Annotated in this window: 14 protein-coding genes, 1 tRNA gene, 1 other RNA gene and 1 pseudogene; 10 read left to right on the top strand and 7 right to left on the bottom strand. The window is 66.7% G+C overall.

The window, feature by feature from the left end; translation table 11 throughout:
- Positions 1 to 89 precede the first annotated feature (89 nt).
- The 3 genes from NQ034_RS12490 (at position 90) to NQ034_RS12480 (ending at position 4660) form a co-directional block, all read left to right on the top strand.
- The gene (locus NQ034_RS12490; protein WP_257049219.1) at positions 90 to 1919 is read left to right on the top strand and encodes an ABC transporter family substrate-binding protein; all 1830 of its coding nucleotides are present in this window, start codon (positions 90 to 92) and stop codon (positions 1917 to 1919) included.
- Between the two features lie 10 nt (positions 1920 to 1929).
- A complete protein-coding gene (locus tag NQ034_RS12485; RefSeq protein ID WP_257049218.1) occupies positions 1930 to 3834 on the top strand; it encodes an alpha/beta hydrolase-fold protein in 1905 nt (634 codons plus the stop codon).
- A 118-nt stretch (positions 3835 to 3952) separates the two neighbouring features.
- Positions 3953 to 4660, top strand: a complete 708-nt coding sequence (locus tag NQ034_RS12480; RefSeq protein WP_257049217.1) for a FadR/GntR family transcriptional regulator — start codon at positions 3953 to 3955, stop codon at positions 4658 to 4660.
- A 77-nt stretch (positions 4661 to 4737) separates the two neighbouring features.
- Here NQ034_RS12480 and NQ034_RS12475 read toward each other — a convergent pair whose 3' ends face one another.
- From NQ034_RS12475 to NQ034_RS12465, 3 genes are read right to left on the bottom strand one after another with little or no spacing between them, the layout of a single operon-like run.
- Positions 4738 to 5514 carry an SGNH/GDSL hydrolase family protein gene (locus tag NQ034_RS12475; RefSeq protein WP_257049216.1) on the bottom strand — a complete coding sequence of 259 codons (777 nt, stop codon included), beginning with the start codon at positions 5512 to 5514 and terminating at the stop codon, positions 4738 to 4740.
- On the bottom strand, positions 5501 to 6061 hold the full coding sequence (locus tag NQ034_RS12470; protein ID WP_257049214.1) for a YbaK/EbsC family protein: 561 nt from the start codon (positions 6059 to 6061) through the stop codon (positions 5501 to 5503). Before NQ034_RS12470 ends, NQ034_RS12475 begins: the two co-directional genes overlap by 14 nt.
- A complete protein-coding gene (locus NQ034_RS12465; RefSeq protein ID WP_257049213.1) occupies positions 6061 to 8370 on the bottom strand; it encodes a M3 family metallopeptidase in 2310 nt (769 codons plus the stop codon). Before NQ034_RS12465 ends, NQ034_RS12470 begins: the two co-directional genes overlap by 1 nt.
- 70 nt (positions 8371 to 8440) lie before the next feature.
- Here NQ034_RS12465 and NQ034_RS12460 point away from each other — a divergent pair, with 70 nt between their 5' ends.
- From NQ034_RS12460 to NQ034_RS12450, 3 genes are all read left to right on the top strand, one after another.
- Entirely contained in the window at positions 8441 to 9682 is a 1242-nt protein-coding gene (locus NQ034_RS12460) for an MFS transporter (RefSeq protein ID WP_257049211.1), read from the top strand.
- 72 nt (positions 9683 to 9754) lie between these two features.
- Positions 9755 to 10873: an AI-2E family transporter gene (locus NQ034_RS12455; protein WP_257049210.1), complete on the top strand. Its 1119-nt coding sequence runs from the start codon at positions 9755 to 9757 to the stop codon at positions 10871 to 10873.
- Positions 10874 to 10899: 26 nt separating this feature from the next.
- Complete coding sequence (locus NQ034_RS12450; protein WP_257049208.1) at positions 10900 to 11526, top strand: peroxidase-related enzyme; 627 nt, start codon at positions 10900 to 10902, stop codon at positions 11524 to 11526.
- An 18-nt stretch (positions 11527 to 11544) separates the two neighbouring features.
- Here the strand turns inward: NQ034_RS12450 and NQ034_RS12445 are convergent, their stop codons facing one another.
- Positions 11545 to 12285 carry an AAA family ATPase gene (locus NQ034_RS12445; protein WP_257049206.1) on the bottom strand — a complete coding sequence of 247 codons (741 nt, stop codon included), beginning with the start codon at positions 12283 to 12285 and terminating at the stop codon, positions 11545 to 11547.
- Positions 12286 to 12498: 213 nt separating this feature from the next.
- Here NQ034_RS12445 and exaC point away from each other — a divergent pair, with 213 nt between their 5' ends.
- Entirely contained in the window at positions 12499 to 14022 is a 1524-nt protein-coding gene (exaC, locus tag NQ034_RS12440) for an acetaldehyde dehydrogenase ExaC (RefSeq protein WP_257049205.1), read from the top strand.
- 25 nt (positions 14023 to 14047) lie between these two features.
- Positions 14048 to 14536 (top strand): DUF779 domain-containing protein, encoded by a 489-nt coding sequence (locus NQ034_RS12435; RefSeq protein ID WP_373567211.1) that lies wholly within the window; start codon positions 14048 to 14050, stop codon positions 14534 to 14536.
- Positions 14537 to 14713: 177 nt separating this feature from the next.
- On the opposite strand, the gene NQ034_RS12430 is transcribed toward NQ034_RS12435, so the two are convergent.
- The 3 genes from NQ034_RS12430 to ffs all read right to left on the bottom strand — a co-directional run bounded on the left by NQ034_RS12430 (position 14714) and on the right by ffs (position 17378).
- Positions 14714 to 15451: an SDR family NAD(P)-dependent oxidoreductase gene (locus NQ034_RS12430; protein ID WP_257049203.1), complete on the bottom strand. Its 738-nt coding sequence runs from the start codon at positions 15449 to 15451 to the stop codon at positions 14714 to 14716.
- Between the two features lie 190 nt (positions 15452 to 15641).
- Positions 15642 to 17012, bottom strand: a complete 1371-nt coding sequence (locus NQ034_RS12425) for a L,D-transpeptidase (RefSeq protein WP_257049202.1) — start codon at positions 17010 to 17012, stop codon at positions 15642 to 15644.
- Between the two features lie 271 nt (positions 17013 to 17283).
- An RNA gene (gene ffs, locus NQ034_RS12420) (signal recognition particle sRNA small type) lies at positions 17284 to 17378 on the bottom strand.
- A 160-nt stretch (positions 17379 to 17538) separates the two neighbouring features.
- On the opposite strand from ffs, the gene NQ034_RS12415 reads away from it, so the two are divergent.
- Positions 17539 to 17623 (top strand) — tRNA-Ser (locus tag NQ034_RS12415).
- Positions 17624 to 17819: 196 nt separating this feature from the next.
- Positions 17820 to 17996 (top strand): annotated as a pseudogene (locus NQ034_RS12410) (IS1/IS1595 family N-terminal zinc-binding domain-containing protein); the annotation flags it as partial.
- Positions 17997 to 18061 lie beyond the last annotated feature (65 nt).

Below are 18061 nucleotides of genomic sequence, written 5' to 3'. Positions count from 1 at the left end.
CCATCTGCCTATTCATAGAGTATGGTGACAATACTCATACTATTTAGAGATCCATGCATAAGTAATCATATGCAGGAGAGGTGGGAGAAGTGAAGAAGCACTTCTTGGCCCTGGGCGCGGCCGCAGTGACATCGGCGTTACTGCTGTCCGCCTGCACGCCCAACAACGGTGGAGGCGAAGCGGCCTCCGGCGGCAGTGGCGATGACGGCGAGATCAAGATCATGCAGAGCGCGGCGTTCTACTCGTCGAACCTGAACTCGACCACGGGCAACAGCAACTCGGCCAACGGTACGATCAAGTACTTCATGGACGACACCTTCAGCTACACGGACTCGGACCTCAAGGTGCAGCCGAACAAGTCCTTCGGCACGGTGGAGAAGGTCTCCGACAGCCCCCTGAAGGTCAAGTACTCGATCGCGGACACGGCCAAGTGGTCCGATGGCACGCCCTATTCGGCGGCGGACCTGGTCCTGGCCTGGGGTGCGCGCAGCGGTAACTTCAACACCAAGGACGCGGACAAGGTCGCGGACAAGACCGGTGCGGTCAAAGCGCAGAAGGGCGAGAACGTCGTCTTCAACGCCGGCGAGCCCAGCCTGGCGGTCATCAAGAAGTTCCCGGAGATCGCCGATGAGAACAAGACCCTGACCTTCGAATACGCGGAGCCCTTCGCCGACTGGCAGTTCAATCTGACCCAGATGGACTCCGGCCTGCCCGCCCACATCGTGGCGAAGAAGGCCCTGGGGATCGACGATCCGGCCAAGGCCAACGCCGCCATCCTCAAGGTATTCAAGGACGACGACAAGACCGCCCTGGCGAAGATCGCGAACTTCTGGAACACCGGATTCGACATGACCAAGATGCCGGACGATCCGGATCTGCTGGTGGGCACCGGCCCGTACAAGATGACGGAGTTCCAGGAGGGCCAGTTCCTCACCCTGACCCGCCGCGATGACTACGAGGGCGAGCGCAAGCCCGCGTTCAAGACCGTGACCTTCCGCTTCAACCAGGACCCGACCGCTGCGGTCCAGGCCCTGCAGAACGGCGAGGTCGATCTCATCAACCCGACGGCGACCGCCGATATCCGCAAGTCGATCGAGGCGCTCGACGGGGTCGAAATGCAAAACGGCGACAGCCCCGTCTTCGAGCACATCGACCTGGCCTTCGCCAATGGCGGGCCCTTCGATCCGAAGACCTACGGCGGCGACAAGGCCAAGGCGCTCAAGGTCCGCCAGGCCTTCCTCAAGACGGTTCCGCGGCAGAAGATCGTCGATGACATCATCAAGCCGCTCAACGACAAGGCCGTGGTCCGCGATTCGTACCTCAAGGTCCCCGGATCCGATGGCTACGATGAGATGGTCGCGGCCAACGGCCTGTCCAAAGAGTACAGCAAGAACGATCCCGAGGCGGCCAAGAAACTGCTGGCCGAAGCCGGCGTCTCCAAGCCCAAGGTGAGGATCCTCTACACCAAGGGCAATGTCCGCCGCGAGCAGCAGTTCCAGATCATGAAGGAGAGCGCGGAGAAGGCCGGTTTCGACGTCGTCGACGGTGCCGATGCGCAGGCCAGCGAGCACCTGTCGGACTCCTCGCGCTGGGACGCCGCCCTGTTCGGCTGGAGCGCGGACAATGCCGGCGCCACCCTGCCGGAGACCCGCCATATCACCACGGGTCAGGACAATTACACGAAGTACAGCGATCCGCAGGTCGACAAGCTGTTCGGCGAGCTGCACCGCACGCTCGACACCTCGAAGCAGGGCCAGTTCGAGGCCAAGATCGAAAAGCAGCTGGCCGATGACGCCTACGGCCTGCCCCTGTTCCAGGCCCCCGATCTGGTGGGCTACAAGAAGGGCCTGACGGGGATCAAGCCCACCACGGTGGCCCCCGGCATGCTGTGGAACTACTTCGATTGGAAGATGCAGTAGGAGAATGACAGTGACGAACAATCCCGCCGACGCGAGCGAGCTGCCCAGCGGAGTCGACCCGAACGCCCCTGCGGGCACGATCGAGGAGCGCACTCTGGCGCCGGGGAAGTACTTCCCCGGGGTTCCGCACGAGTACGCGATCTACCGCCCGGCGCCGCGGGCCGACGGAGTGCCCGACGGCCCGCTGCCCCTGCTCATCGCGCTCGACGGGACCTCGATCCGGAACAAGGAACTGGTGCCCCAGCGCCTCGACGCGCTCATCGCGGCCGGCGACGTGCCGCGGATGGCGGCGGTGTTCATCGACCCGGGCGTGCTGCCCACGCTGAGCGGCAAGCACACCGACGGGACGTACCTGGGCCGCTACGACCGGTCGTACGAGTACGACTCGCTGTCGCCTCGGTACGCGAACTTCCTGGCCGAGGAACTGCTGCCGGCCGTGCACGCGGAGATTCCGCTGTCGAACGATCCGAACGATCGCGCGATCATGGGCTCGTCGACCGGCGGCATCGCCTGCTTCCTGGCCGCCTGGCACCGCCCGGACCAGTTCCGGCGCGTCATCCCGCAGGTTCCGACCTTCGTCGCGATGCGCGGCGGGGACACCCTGGCCGAACTTGTCCGCAAGACCGAGGCCCGCCCGCTGCGGGTGCGGATCCTGGCCGGCGACGGCGACCACCTGTCCGCGGCACAGCCCTGGGGCACGTTCTACGCGGGCTCCTGGCCCAATGCCGCGCAGACCATGTACGAGGCGTTGAAATTCTCCGGCTACGATGCGGAACTCGACTTCTTCGAAGGCGACCACTCCACGGTGCTCGCCGGGGAACTGTGGCCCGATGCGATGCGCTGGCTGTGGCGGGACTACCCGGCCCCGCTGGAATCGCATGAGCCGCCGGCGCGCGGCCAGGCGGGCTGGGACACCCGCGGCAGCGTCTGGGAGACGATCACCGGCATCCGCGACTGGCAGCCGATGACCGGGCTGCCCGCTGGACGCGCCACCGGTCTGGCCCAGGCGAGCGACGGCAGCGTGTACGCGAGCCTGGACGACGGCGTGTACCGTGTCGCGCTCGGCTCCACCGGTGCCGGGAACGCTGCGTCTGCTGAGGCAGCCGAGGCCGCCGGCACCCGGGTGCTTCCGGAACCCGCCGCGGTACTCGCCGCCGCGGGAGCGGGCCGCCTGGTGACTGCGGACCCCGCACGCGGGGGCCTGACGGTCTGGGACCTCGGCACCGGCCCTGCTGCAGATAGCGGCGCCGAGGGCCCGGCCGGCCGGACGATCCTGCCGGATCTGCACGTGCGCGCGGCCTGCTGGCTGGGTGGCGGCGACCTGGCCGTGATCGACGAGGTGGCAGCGGACGCGGTCCGGCCCATCACCTCGACCGAGGCCATGACGCCGGGTTCCGCCGCCCCCGGAGCCAGGCGCGCGGGTAGCGTGACGGCGGTGCTGCGGGTCGTGAACCTGGACACCGGCGCGGTGCGCGGCGAGGTCGCGCTGCCGCAGAAGGAGGCCTCGGCCCTGGCACTGGGCGCGGACGGTTCGATGCTCATCATCGCCGATGCCGAGGACCGCAATCAGTGGATCTACCAGCTCGACGAGGCGCGGCTGCCGCAGTTCGGGGCGCCGTTCTTCCGCCTGGAGACTTATGACGATTGGGGCGGCAGCGCCTCGGCGACCTTCGACACCGCGGAATGGGCGTACTTCGCAACGCCCGCCGGAGTGCAGGTGTGCGAACCTATCGGGCGCGTGGCGATCTTCCTGGCCGGGCCGGTGGTCCACCACGGGGTCGACGCGGTGGCCTTCGGTGGCGCGGACCGGCGGGACCTGTTCATCGTGCAGGACGGCACGGTGTACTCCCGCCGGTTGACCACCCAGGGCGCCTCGGTGGACGATCCGTCGATCCTGGAGCCCCCGGGACTCTAAGGGGTCCTACCCGCTGCGGCCTCCGCGGCCGGACCCGCCGCCGATGGCGAGGGCCCTGCCGGTTTCGGTCCATAGCCACCCAGTTCGTATCCTTGAGCTATGACGACGATGGGTGGCTATGGCACTGACCGGTAGAGACCTCCACACCTCGGTGGTGGAGCAATGGGGCCAGGAGATCGTGTCCGGTGAGCGCCCGGTGGGGGCCATCGTGTCGACCGATGCAGTTGCAGCCCAGTTCGGGGTGTCGCGCGGGGTGATCCGCGAGGTCGTGCGGGTACTGGAGTCCATGGGCCTGGTGGCCAGCCGCCAGAGGGTGGGCATCACGGTGCAGCCGCAGGAGTCCTGGAGCCCCTACAACCCCGATGTGCTGCGCTGGCGGCTGGCAGGTCCGCAGCGCGCCCAACTGCTGGGGACCCTGGCCGAACTGCGCGCGGCGGTGGAGCCGAGTGCCGCGCGCCGAGCCGCTGAAAGGGCCTCGGGCGAACAGTGCGCGGCACTGGCCGCCGCCTATGTCGGCATGGTCGCCACCGCGCGCGATGCCCGGACCGAGGACTATCTGCGCCATGACATGGATTTCCACCGGGTGCTGCTACAGGCCTCGGGCAATGAGTTCTTCGCCGGCCTGACCGGTGTGGTCGATGCGCTGTTGGCCGGGCGCACCCATCACGACCTGATGCCGCAGATAGCCAATGCCAATGCCCTGCGCTGGCACGGTGACATCGTCGCGGCGGTGCAGTCGGGCGATGGGCAGTCGGCCTTCCGGGCGGCCCTGGCGATCGTGGAGGAGTCGGACAGTGCGGTGCAGGGGGCCGGTCCGGCTTCCTGAACACGTCGTTTCCCCACGAACACGCTGCTATAGGGACGTGTTCGCGGGGAAAGGACGTGTTCGCGTGCGGCTTGGACTCAGGGCTCGCGCAGGTACGCCCGGCGCACTGCCGGCCAGATCGCGTGGGTCCACAGGCGGTAGCCGGCCGCATTGGGGTGGAAGAAGTCGCCGCCCGTGCGGGCAAGATAACTGCGTAGATCCAGCGCCGAGGTGATGGCGAACAGATCTGCCAGCTCCAGATCGTGCCGGGCTGCCAGGGCCCGGATCACGGCGTTGGCGTCGGTCACCCTGCGGTTGACCAGGTCGAATCCGAAGCTGGGGATCGTCCCGACCACGGTGCCGGCGGGCAGCTGTGCGTAGAGCCGTTCGGCCGTCCAGATGAAACCGTCCAGCGTGTATTCGCGGCCGGCGATGTCATTGGCGCCGATGATGCACAGGGTGACATCGGCCGGGCCGACCCGCTCCCGCAGTGCGCGGAACCTCGGCAGCTGATGTTCCATGAGCAGCCACGAACTGGCCCCCGGGATCGCCAGGTTGGAGGTGCGCACGCGCCGGCCCGCCAGATTCTCCAGACGCTTCTCCACCAGGCCCACGTAGCCCTTGCGGGGATCGATGAAGCCCGGGCCCACCCCCGCAGCCGCAGAATCACCCACCACGTGCATGGTCACCGGTGCCGGGAGCCCCTTGGATCGTGGCTCTGGTCCCTCGGGATAGGGGTGGGTGTTCCAGTAATGGGGGTAGAAGCGCGATTGCAGTTGGGCCCTGGCCACGTCCAGGCCGTAACCGGCGGCCACTCCCGCAGCGAAGCCCGCAATCCGCAGAGCCAGGCGGCCTTCCCGATCAGGGCTCGACATCGATCTCCTCGCCACCGGTCAGGGCGAGCAGCTGTGCATAGCTCAGCGGGAACATCGCATCGGCGGTGCCGCCGGCGGCCCACAGCACATCATGGTCCCGCAGTGCCCGGTCGACGTAGATCGGCAGTGGCGCCGGGTGCCCACAGGGCGACACCCCGCCGATCACCTGGCCGGTCGCGGCGCGCACCTGTTCGGGCGTGGCCCGCTTGAGCCTCGCGACCCCCAGCCGGGCCGCCGCATAACCGGTATCGACCCGGTGCGCGCCCGAGGTCATGAGCAGCACCGCGAACGGCTCGCCGGCGCTGCCCGCCGGGTCGGTCGGCCCGGCCTCGTCGGTGGGAATCGGCTGCGCGCCGCCCGCGGGCCCGCAGGCGTCCGCGTTCGGCACCGCCATGAAGACGAGGCTGTTGGCTATTGCGCCGAGCTCGACGCCCAGTGCAGCGGCTGCGGCACGCGCCGATGGAGTGTGCTCGGAGAAGATCCTGATCCGCGCGTCAATGCCAGCCGCGCGCAGGTCGGCCTCGACGGCCCGATTGCGCGCGTGCATCAGGAGTCCCGTTCGTCCGGGCCCGCACCCGGGTTTCCCATCCTCGCGGCGTCTTCGGCCTGTCCGGCCCCGGTCCCGCCGCCAGTCCCGGCGACAGCGGCACCGTCAGCATCCGCATCTGCGTCCTCGACCGGAGCCAGGCCGCGGCTGCGCAGCAGCGGACCCACGCCCGGGTCCTCGCCGAAGAACTCGCGCACGTACTCGCTCGGATCAGCGGAGTAGCCGGGCGCCAGGATATGAGCGCGGAAGGCCTCGCCGGCCTCGGGGCTCAGACCGCGTGCGGTGAACCACTCCTGGGTGTAGGCGGCCAGCACCTCGGACCACAGATAGGCGTAGTAGCCGGCGGCGTACCCACCGGAGAAGATGTGGCGGAAGTAGGTGGAGCGGTAGCGCGGCGGAATGAGCGAATCGAATCCGGCGCTGTCCAGGACCGCGGCTTCGAAGGACAGTACGGCGTCGACCTGTTCGCCCGCCTGCAGCGAGTGCCAGCCCAGGTCCAGCAGCGCGGCGGACAGGAGCTCCACGGTGGAGAAGCCCTGCCCGAAGCGCTCGGCCGTGTGCAGGCGCTCCACGGTCTCCTGGGGCAGGCTGCGACCGGTCCGATGGTCCACCGCATAGTTCGGCAGCACCGCGGGGTGGAACATCCACATCTCGTTGAACTGCGAGGGGAACTCGACGAAGTCGCGTGGCACTGACGTCCCCGACCTGGTCGAGTACAGGGAATCGGAGAACAGCCCGTGGAGCACATGGCCGAACTCGTGGAAGACGGTGCGGACGTTGTCCACGCTCAGCAGCAGGGGCGCGCCCTCGGCCGGTTTGGCGAAGTTCGTCGACAGGGTCAGGATCGGTGCCTGACCCAGATAGCGGCCGGGGGAGACCAGCTGGTCCATCCACGCGCCGCCGCCCTTGATCGGTCGGGCATAGGGGTCGACACAGACCAACCCGGTGACGGCGCCGTCCTCCACCGCGGCGTAGACGGTCACATCGGGGTGCCAGCCGGACAGTTCGGTGCGGACGAATTCGACCCCGTAGAGCTGTGTGGCGGCATAGAACGCGCCGTCGACCAACACCCGGTCGAACTCGAAGTAGCTCCGCAGCTCCCGGGGGTCCAGTGCGAAATGGTCCTGCTTGTAGCGCGCCAGATAGTGCGTGACATCGGCAGGTCCCAGTTCGTCCAGGCCGTAGGCCGAGCGTACCGCGTCCAGTTCCGCAGCGGCCTGCGCCTGCGCGGGTTCGAGCATCCGGGACAACAGCGCCGAGGCCGCGTCGGGGGAGCCCGCGGCCTGTGTGGAAATCGAGTAGTCTGCGAAGCTGCGATAGCCCAGTTCGGCGGCCAGCGCGGCCCGCAGGGCGGTCAGGTCGGCGATGATGGTGCGCGTATCGTGCGCGCCCCCGCGACCGCCGCGGGACATGGAGCGCTCCAGCAGCGCGGCGCGGGTCGCCGGATCGTCCAAGTGCTCCAGGGCCGGCTGCTGGGTCGTGTTGACCAGCGGCAGGGTGTAGCCGGCTTCGGCTGCATCCCCCGCCGATGCCCCCGTCGGTTCGCGCAGCCCGGCCAGTGTCTCCGCGTCGAGGCCGGCCAGCGCCGCGGCCGCCCGGTCGTACGGCACCTGCAGGGCCAGGGAATCGGACTCGGCCAGGACCTCGACGTCGAAGTCCGTCTCCAGCCGGGTGATCTCCGCGGACAGGTCGCGCACACGGGCGCGGGCATCGGGGTCGAGTTTGGCACCGGCGTGGACGAAATCGGCGACCATGAGTTCGTGGTGGCGACGGTCCTCCGGGGTCAACGCGGCCGTGGGGACCTCGTCGAGCCTGGCGTAGAGGTCGGCGTCCAACAGCAGGCCGGTCTGCAGGGCGGCGAGCCGACGGAACACGGTGTTGACCGCGTCGGTGATGGCCTCGGTCATGATGTTCGAGCCGATGACGCGCGCCACCGCGGCCAGGCAGAACGCCGGAGCGGTGGCCTCGTCGATGCGCAGCGTGGTGTTGATGAAGGTGGGTGCGGCCGGATCGGCGAGGAGTTCGGCGAGGCGGGCGGCCTGGAAGGATTCGACGAACTCCAGGACCTCCAGCAGAGCCGCCGAGTCGATGCCGGAGAAGTCCGGCAGCGTCAGGTTCTCCGGGGCCACCACGAAGTCGTGCAGCGCCTGCCGGTGTCCGGGGAGCGCTGCCAGCGGGTCGGCGACTTCAGCGGTGGCTGGACCCTCGGCCACAGCCCCGGAAGCGGCCGTGGCTTCCTCCACCTGTGGGATCTGCGCGGTTGTGGCTTCCCCGGCCGGGCCCGGCGCGGGGGTGGAATCGTCGGTCACTCTTGTCTCCTCGATCGCGGCGCCCGGGTGCCCCCGTTGCGGGCGGGAGGCGGGCGCCTACCATGGACGTGTGAGCGAATTCGCCGGATACCTCAAGGGAGAACCCGCAACACGGAGAATCGAGGCCGGCCTGCTCATGGCTGGAATCGCGACCTTCGTCCTCCTCTACAACACTCAAGCCATTTTGCCGTATTTCGCGCGCGATTACAGCATCAGCCCCGCTACGGCCGCCCTGTCGGTGTCCGTGGCGACCGCAGGCCTTGGCATCGGCCTGATCCTGGCGGTGCCCGTATCCGAGCGGATCGGGCGGGTCCGGCTGATTCGCTGGTCCCTGGCCCTGGCGGTCGTGCTCAGCATCGTCGTTTCCCTCATCCCCAGCTGGCCACTGTTCCTGTGCGGGCGCTTCTGCATGGGCCTGGTGCTGGCCGGACTGCCCGGCACAGCCGCTGTCTACCTGCGCGAGGAGATCCACCCCTCCTATGCCACCACCGCCACCGGCCAGTACATCTTCGGCACCACGATCGGCGGCCTGACCGGCCGGTTGGTGTCCGCCGGGGTCATCGAACTGCTCGGCCGACTGGGAGTGAGCCACGTGGCCTGGCTCGACACATCCCATTTGGCGCTCGCGGCCACGGTTCTGGTGTCCGCCTTGTGCGCCGCCGGCTGCTGGATCCTGCTCCCGGAATCCCGAGGCTTCACCCCGCACCGCGATTCCGTCGCCGAGCTGGTGGCCAAGTTCGGTCGCGCCCTGCGCGACCCCGTGCTGATCGGCCTGTATCTGCTGGGCGCACTGGGCATGGGCGCCTTCGTCGGAACCTTCAACGTCATCGGCTTCCGGCTGGAACAGGCGCCGTACCTGCTCAGTGTGGGCGTGGTCGGGCTGTTCTACCTGGTGTATCCGATCGGGGGCCAGGCCGGGGCATTCGCCGGGCGCCTGGCGGATAGGACCAGTCTGCGTTCCGTCGTGGTGTTCGGACCGGTCGTCGCCCTATTGGGCGTGGCGGCCCTGGCCATGCGGCCCCTGTGGGTGATCATCCTGGGCCTGCTGCTGTTGAGTACCGGGTTCTTCATGGTGCACTCGCTGGCCTCGGCGTGGGTGGCCCAGCGCGGGGCCGCCGGAGCCGGGGTCCCCGCGCAGGCGGCATCGCTGTACATGCTGTTCTACTATGCGGGGTCCTCGCTGGCGGGCAATGTCACGCCGCGGGCCTGGGAGCTGGCGTCCTGGCCCGGCGTGACCTGGGTGATCGGCGCGTGCATGGTGATCTGCCTGGTCATCACGATTCTGTTGCGCCGCAGCCGCTCACTGCTGTAGCCGCTTCCCGCTGCGCCGCGGCTGCTTCCCACCGTAGCCGGGCACGGGCCGGGTCCGCCTATGCTGGGGTTCATGAGTGACGAATCGTCGGATTCCCCGCTGCCCGCGGCCGCGCGCCCGAAGAACCTCGTGGGCGCGGTGCTGGCCCGGCCGGGCCAGGCCTTCCTGGTGGGCTTCCTGCTGGTGCTCGGCGGGGGTATGGGCTGGTGGCTGCTGCAGGGCATCGACACCCTGTCCACCGTCGTCACCTATGTGGCCATCGCCTTCTTCATCACCCTGGGCCTGGACCCGATCGTGCGCTTCCTGGCCAAACGGGGGATCAAACGCTCCATTGCAGTGGTCATCGTGGCGGTGGCCTTCCTTCTGGTGGTCACCGGCGTCCTCCTGTTGATCGTGCCGACCCTGGTCGCGCAGATCCAGGCGTTCATCGGCAATCTGCCCACGATCATCGGCGATATCGCCGAACAGGAATGGGTCAAGGACCTGGAGAGCAGATTCGGCGGTTCGCTGGACGTCGACACGATGGTCGCCAACGCCACCACCTGGGCCAGCGATCCGCAGAACCTGGTGAGCGTGGGCGGTGGGCTCGTCAGCGTCGGCTCGACGATCGCCAACGGCACGACAGGCGTGATCATCGTGCTGATCCTGACCGTCTACTTCTCCGCGACCCTGCCGACGATCAAGGCCTGGGCGTTTGCGCTGGTCCCCGCGTCCCGGCGCACCGGGACGGAATCCGTGGCCGAGGAGATCATGCGCTCGGTCGGCGGCTACGTGCTGGGCCAGGTCAGCCTGGCGGCCATCAACGGAGTCCTCTCCGCGGTGTTCCTGGTCATCCTGCAGGCGCCGTTGCCCGCGCTACTGGCCCTGATCGCCTTCATTGGCTCGATGATCCCGCTGGTGGGGACCCTGTCGGCATCCGTCGTCATCGTCGTATCGTGCCTGTTCGTATCGCCGACCATGGCGATCATCGCGGGCATCTACTATCTGGTCTACATGCAGATCGAGTCCTATGTGTTCAGCCCCCGGATCATGCGCGCGGCCGTCAACGTGCCGGGTGCCCTGGTGATCATCGGGGCGGTCGCCGGGGCCACGATCGCCGGGGTGCTGGGCGCCCTGCTGGCGGTGCCGGTGACGGCCAGCCTGCTCATCATCATCCGGCGCGTGGTGGTGCCGCACCAGGCCGCGCGATAGGGGCCGGCAGGCGTTAGGGTTGGACCATGAATGCCAAAGACGACATCTCACCCACTTCGTTCCCACCTGTCGAATTCCCATTGCCGGACCCGGCCGACATTCCCGAGGACATCCGCGAGTACCTGGCTCAGCAGACCGAGAAGGCGGGCTTCACCCCGAACGTCTTCATCGCCCTGGCCCGGCGCCCGGCGGAGTTCTGGGCCTTCGTGAACTACTACGACGCGCTCATGACCAAGGAGACCGGCAACCTGACCAAGGCGGACCGCGAGCTCATCGTGACCGCGACCTCGGCGGCCAACGGCTGCCTGTACTGCGTCGTGTCCCATGGCGCCTTCCTGCGCATCTATGCGCGCGATAAGCACATTGCGGACAAGGTCGCGGTCAACCCGCGGCACGCCGGTCTGGCGCCGCGCCAGCAGGCGATCGTCGACTTGGCAGTCAAGCTGGCGCGCTCGCCCGAACTGGTGCGCCAGGCCGACTATGTCCCGGTGCTTCAACAGGGCCTGGACGCCGAGGACATCTGGGACATCGCGGCGGTCACCGGTTTCTTCGGCCTGTCGAACCGCATGGCGATCGTCGGCGGGATTCAGCCGAACCCCGAGTTCTACGTGATGGGGCGCGTGCCCAAGGACCAGATGATGGACCTGGCGTAGCCGGCCGCGCCCGAGGCCTCAATCGAGCAGGTGTCGCAGATAGCGTTCCGGGGCCTGAAGATAGCGACACCAGTGGTCGACCAGCTCGAGGTCGCGCCACTGCACCTGTCGCATGCCCCAGTCGCCCACCTCGATGACGGTGGCCCCCGGCAGCGAGGCCAGGATAGGGGAGTGGGTGGCGATCAGCGCCTGCCCGCCGGCGGATCTGATCTGGTCCAGGATGCGCAGCAGGCGCAGGGTGGAGCCGAAGGACAGCGCGGCCTCGGGCTCGTCCATGCAGTAGAAGCCGGGTCGGGAGAAGTAGTCGGAGAAGAGCTCCAGATACGATTCGCCGTGGCTCATCTGGTGCAGCCCAGTTCCGGGCGAGACCTCCTCCAGGTAGGTGTAGAGGGAATGGGTGGTCTCCGAGCGTAGGAAGAAGCCCCACCGTTTGGTCCCGATCCCCCGCTGGATGTACAGGCGTGTATACAGGTCGGACTCCGATGGCCAGGTGCTGTGCTGGGAGTGGATCGACCCACCCTCGGGGGCGAAGCCGAAGGCCAGGGCGATGCCCTCTAAGATCGTGGATTTGCCCGAGCCGTTCTCGCCGACCAGGAACGTCACCCCGGGGTCCAGGGTCAGGCCCTCGGTGAGCAGCTGGGCCACGGCGGGGATCGAATAGGGGTAGGCAGCGCCTGGTTCTGCCCCGGCCGATCCGTTCTCGGCGCCACCAGTGGTGTCCCGGCTGATGCGGACGACGGGCGGTTGCTTGAAGTCCATGCCCCGAGCCTAGTGCTTGAGCGCGCAGACACCACCTGAGCGCGGAAACGACTCACTACAGCCGGTCGTTCCCGCGCTCGCGTGGTGTTTACGCTTGTGTTGGGAGCCGGCCCTCCCAGAAAATCCATGCAACGCGGGTGCAACTGTGCATGAGCAGACTTACAGTGGACATACCCGCACAGCGGGACCACGATTACTCAACGAGGAGACATCATGGCGGTTTACGCAGCACCGGGCACGCCGGGCGCACTCATCGACTTCAAGCCCCGTTACGAGAACTACATCGGCGGCGAATGGGTCCCGCCGGTCAAGGGGCGCTACTTCGAAAACGTCAGCCCCGTCAACGGCAAGCCCTTCACAGAGGTCGCACAGTCCGATGCCGAGGACATCGAAGTCGCGCTCGACGCGGCCCACAAGGCGAAGCTCACCTGGGGCAAGACCAGCGTGGCGGAGCGCGCGGTGATTCTGAACAAGATCGCCGACCGGATCGAGGCGAACCTGGAGAAGATCGCGGTCGCCGAGACCTGGGACAACGGCAAGGCGATCAGGGAACCGCTGGCAGCGGACCTGCCGCTGGCCGTCGACCACTTCCGCTACTTCGCCGGCGCCATCCGCGCGCAGGAGGGCAGCCTGTCCCAGATCGACGAGGACACGGTCGCCTACCACTATCACGAGCCGCTGGGCGTGGTCGGCCAGATCATCCCGTGGAACTTCCCCATTCTGATGGCCGTGTGGAAGCTGGCGCCGGCCCTGGCCGCCGGCAACTGCGTGGTCCTCAAGCCGGCAGAGCAGACCCCGGTGTCCATCCTGGTGGTCATGGAGATCATCGGCGATCTGCTGCCCCCGGGCGTGGTCAACATCGTCAACGGCTTCGGCGTGGAATGTGGCAAGCCGCTGGCCAGCAATAAGCGGATCTCGAAGATCGCCTTCACCGGTGAGACGACCACGGGTCGCCTCATCATGCAGTACGCATCCCAGAACCTGATTCCCGTCACCCTGGAGCTGGGTGGCAAGAGCCCGAACATCTTCTTCGAGGATGTGGCGGCGAAGGACGATGCGTTCTACGACAAGGCACTCGAGGGCTTCGCGATGTTCAGCCTGAACTCGGGCGAGGTCTGCACCTGCCCCTCGCGTTCGTTCGTTCAGGATTCCATCTTCGACAGCTTCGTCGGAGCCGGCATCGAGCGCGTTCGCAATACCAAGATCGGCAACCCGCTGGACACGGACACGATGATCGGCGCGCAGGCCTCGAACGATCAGCTGGAGAAGATCAAGTCCTATTTGGACATCGGCAAGCAGGAGGGCGCGAAGGTCCTGATCGGCGGCGAACAGGCACACCTGGATGGGGACCTGGCCGATGGCTTCTACATCCAGCCCACGGTGTTCCACGGGGACAACAAGATGCGGATCTTCCAGGAGGAGATCTTCGGACCGGTGTTGGCGCTGACCTCGTTCACCGATTATGACAATGTGATCGCACAGGCCAATGACACCCTGTACGGTCTGGGCGCCGGTGTGTGGAGCCGCAACGGCAACACCGCCTACCGGGCGGGCCGGGACATCCAGGCCGGTCGTGTATGGGTCAACAACTACCACTCGTACCCCGCACACGCGGCCTTCGGCGGTTACAAGTCCTCGGGCATTGGCCGCGAGAACCATCTGATGATGCTCGACCACTATCAGCAGACCAAGAACCTGCTGGTCAGCTATGCCGAGGGCAAACAGGGCTTCTTCTAAACGGAAGGGATCGATCGGTGTCGTCATGAATACCGATTTCGGCGCAGCACCCGCGACGGGGGACACCCCCGCCGCGGGTGTCGGCGCATCTACGAACGAACAGGACACCGGCGTCGAGGCCGTGCTCGCCTCGGAGTCGGCGATCGAGGGTGAGACCCGGCCCCGGGTCGATATGACGGCTGCGGCACTGGAGCTGTTGCAGCAGCTGGTGGGGCAGTATGGGCAGCTGATGTTCCATCAGTCGGGCGGGTGCTGCGATGGCTCCTCGCCCATGTGCTATCCGGCAGGCGAGTTCATCACCGGCGATGCGGACGTGTTGTTGGGACGGTTCACTCTGCCGGGGGTGCCGGAGGATCAGGCGGAGCTGGAATTCTGGATGTCAGCCGAACAGTTCGAGTACTGGAAACACACGTACCTGACCCTGGACGTGGTGCCCGGGCGTGGTTCGGGGTTCAGTGTGGAGTCGCCCACGGGCAAGCGCTTCCTCATCCGTTCGCGGCTGATGGAGGCCTGAGCACCAGGGCCGTCGTGCCCGGACGCGAATCGGTCCCTGTGGGACGGAATCCTCGATGGATCCGTCCCACAGGGACCGATTGGCTTGGAGGGGCCGGTCGGCTGACCGGTCGGGCCGCTGTCTGGCCGGCCCCTCGCCCGGCCGATCCGCTGTAAACGGCACCGGCGCGGGTGTGTCTCAGATGCCGGTGGTCAGGTAGCCGCCGTCGACCGGGACCACGGTGCCGGTGACGAAGGACGCGGCGTCGGAGACCAGGAAGGCGATGACCTGCCCGACCTCTTCGGGGCGGCCGAAGCGGTTGGCCGGGGTGCGGGAGAGCAGGCGCTCCTTGCCGGAGTCGTCCAGGGTGGCCAGCAGCGGGGTGTCGATCCAGCCCGGGGCGACGGCGTTGACGCGAATGCCCTCGGGGGCCCATGCCTCGGCCAGGGACTTGGTGATCTGGGCGACGGCGCCCTTGGCAGCCGAGTAGGCGACGCGCTTGCCGCCTCCGAAGAACGAGTACATCGAGGCGATGTTGACGATCGAGCCGTGCGAGGCGGCCAGCAGATCGTGGGCCAGTTCGGTGATGCGGTAGACGGCGTTGAGCTGGATGGACAGGACCTTGTTGAAGGCCTCCCATTCGACCTCGCGGTCGCCCATGCTGATGCCGGCGGCTGGGACCAGGATGTCCAGGCGGTCCAGGCTGTCGATCAGGGCCTTGACGCCTGCATCGTCGGTGACATCGAGTTCGCGCAGGTCCAGGGTGACGTCCTCGGGAACCTGGGTCTTATCGGAGCCCAGGCCGACGGCGATGACGGTTGCGCCCAGGCGGGCCAGGGTCGACGCGGTGGCCAGGCCAATGCCCGAGGTGCCTCCGGTGACGACGGCGACCTTACCGGCGAGCATGTCGGGTGCGAATGACGGAACAGTAGTCATAGTATGTTTCCTTTGTCTTGTGGGCTGGGTGTCTAGGCGCAAGGCAGTATCGTTCTGACGATCTGTGCGTCTTCACTTGTTCCAACCAGAAAGTCATCGGATGTATTCCCAAAGTGGCCGAGGCCGCACCCGGTTGGGTGCGGCCTCGGCCACTTCTGATCCTGCGTTGTTCGGAGTGAGCGCGTGCTGCTTAGAGCGCGGACATCTCCTTGTATTCGTCCCAGTCGTAGACCCAGTCGATGACATCGCTATTGGACTTCGACAGCTTCACCGAGGAGCCCTTGATGATGACGGGGTCGCCATAGAGAGCCGACTTGTAGTACTTGTACGCGCGGCTGTTGGACAGGTTGATGCAGCCGTGGGACACGTTCGCCGAACCCTGCGAGCCCTCCGACCAGGGAGCCGCGTGGACGAATTCGCCGTTGTTCTGGATGCGCACGGACCACTGGGTGGGGGTCGTGTAGTTCCAGCGCTCGGACTTCATCGTGTAGTTCGCGTGTTTGGACATGACGACGTGGACGCCGTTGTAGCTGGGGGCGGCGGGGCGGCCCAGCGAAGCCGGCCAGTTCCAGATCTCCTTGCCGTTGCGCTCGACCTTGAAGCGGTGGGTCTTCGCATTGCCGGTGGCGATCTGCTCGCGGCCGACCTTGAAGCTGAAGTTCACGTCCTTCTTGCCGAAGCGATTGGCGGCGTACTGCACGTTCTTCAGCGGCAGCTCGACCTTGACGTTGGTGTGGGCCGGCCAGTATTCCTTGGGCCGGTAGTTCAGACGGGAGATGCCGTCCTCGACCGGCAGCCAGGCCCAGGTGCCCTCGACGTTGCGCTTCTTCCCATCCTTGTCCGTGGCCGTGACCTTGAGGCGGGATTCGACGGCGGCCTTGTTCTTGTCGGTGACGATGGTGTTGAAGTACAACAGGATCGGTGCGCCCACGCCCACGGTCTGGCCGTCGGAGATGATCGGGTTGATGCCGGTTGCCTCGCCCTTGGGCTTGGCGGTCTTGACGGTGCCGGTCTTCTCCTGGGTGTTGCCGTTGTCGTCGACGACGGTGGCCTTCCAGTTGTACGTCGAGCTACCGGCCAGGCCGTACTTCGAGCTCCACGTGGTGCCCTGTTCGGTGGGCTCCGCACTGGCCTGGGTATCGGAGAGTGAGCCGGAGTCGTCGGTGGCTGCACTGGATTCCGCATCCGAGGTGTCCGTCGGATCGGTGGCCGCTGTGGTCTGGTCGGTCGACGTCAGAGCGAGGTTTCCGCCGGCCTTGGCGGTTTCCGTCGCTGTGGCGGTCGACTTGGTCTTGGGGTTCATCACGCCGGTGTCGGCCGGGGCGGAGGAATGATCCGCATCGGTGACTTCGACCTTCTGGAACTTGCCATTGGCCACGCTCAGCTTGAGCTTGCCGCCTGCCTTGATGGTCTTATCGGGAGCGGTGACGCTGATTTCGGGGGCGTCCGCTTTGGCGCCGGCCTTCTTCGCATCGTCACCGCCAGGGGTCGTGCCGGTGCATGAGCTCAGGGCGACAACCGCCGCAAGGGCTGCGGCGATCGGGTAAAGACGACGTGACACGGGGGCCTCTCTCCAGAAGGTGCTCAGTACCTGCCCTCCACACGGATGTGCCCGGGTGGAAGAAGGCGATCAATTCATGTTAGGAGGCGGTCCTGTACGGCGATAGGTATTTGTGATGCGAATCTCCGACGTTTTCCAGTGAGAACTCGTGCATCCGACGCCTGGGGGCGGCAAACGTTCTCAAAGAGCAACGGGAACTGTTGCGGAATCGTAATATGCCGACGGGAGAGGCGGGGAAGGTGGTTACAGGGGCTGCCGCGGGGAGGGGAAAGTAAAGGACTCTCCGTGCACCCGCCAGAGCTTCCTTACCCTTGCTACCTTTCGGTCCTGGGGGATTCGCAAGATGACGCCGCACGAAGAGCCACTGACAAGTGTAGTGGATTGGACCGGTGGAAGCGAAACGGGGTGGAGCGCAGGAGGCGGGACGCGAGTCGACCACTGGGTGGTTGTGTGCATCGTTGTGTGTTGCCTCACGTGAGGCCTTTTCGATTCGCGCCGGGGTGTCGGGTCATGTAAAGTTATCTGCGGAGGATTCGCCTAGCGGCCTATGGCGCACGCCTGGAACGCGTGTTGGGTTAACGCCCTCAGGGGTTCAAATCCCCTATCCTCCGCAGTGAGGTTGAAGCCCGGAATCATTGAGATTCCGGGCTTTTCCCTTGTAAACACGGGGCAAAAGCGGCCCCTCGGCAACGATGCCGGGCTGCCGGAACGTTCGGGTTAGCGGCAAGAATGTGTGTACAGGATAGGGCGCTTGCCCAGTAGACAGACGGGCAAGACCGGGTTGAACATGGTCTGCAAGCATGTTCAGTGCCCAATCCAAGGAATCACCCCCACTGTGGTGTATGCGCAAACAAGCTCGTCAAAAACGGCAAGACCACCGCCGGGCGGACACGCTGGCGATGCAAACACTGCGGCGCCTCGACCACCCAGTCACGCATCGACATCACACGCAAGGCCGAGTTCACCGACTTCCTCACCTGGCTGACCGGCACCACACGACAAGGCGGCACCACCGAATCCGGCCGGACATTCCGCCACCGTGTGGCCTG

This window comes from Brevibacterium moorei (assembly GCF_024580735.1).
GTDB lineage: Bacteria > Actinomycetota > Actinomycetes > Actinomycetales > Brevibacteriaceae > Brevibacterium > Brevibacterium moorei.
Note: the sequence above shows the minus strand (reverse complement) of the source record. Positions and strands in the feature narration are given on the sequence as shown.

Coding starts and splice junctions, on each gene's coding strand:
- NQ034_RS12480 (WP_257049217.1), top strand. CDS start 3,953: ATGGCACTGACCGGTAGAGACCTCCACACCTCGGTGGTGGAGCAATGG.
- NQ034_RS12475 (WP_257049216.1), bottom strand. CDS start 5,514: ATGTCGAGCCCTGATCGGGAAGGCCGCCTGGCTCTGCGGATTGCGGGC.
- NQ034_RS12470 (WP_257049214.1), bottom strand. CDS start 6,061: ATGCACGCGCGCAATCGGGCCGTCGAGGCCGACCTGCGCGCGGCTGGC.
- NQ034_RS12455 (WP_257049210.1), top strand. CDS start 9,755: ATGAGTGACGAATCGTCGGATTCCCCGCTGCCCGCGGCCGCGCGCCCG.
- NQ034_RS12450 (WP_257049208.1), top strand. CDS start 10,900: ATGAATGCCAAAGACGACATCTCACCCACTTCGTTCCCACCTGTCGAA.
- NQ034_RS12445 (WP_257049206.1), bottom strand. CDS start 12,285: ATGGACTTCAAGCAACCGCCCGTCGTCCGCATCAGCCGGGACACCACT.
- exaC (WP_257049205.1), top strand. CDS start 12,499: ATGGCGGTTTACGCAGCACCGGGCACGCCGGGCGCACTCATCGACTTC.
- NQ034_RS12435 (WP_373567211.1), top strand. CDS start 14,048: ATGAATACCGATTTCGGCGCAGCACCCGCGACGGGGGACACCCCCGCC.
- NQ034_RS12430 (WP_257049203.1), bottom strand. CDS start 15,451: ATGACTACTGTTCCGTCATTCGCACCCGACATGCTCGCCGGTAAGGTC.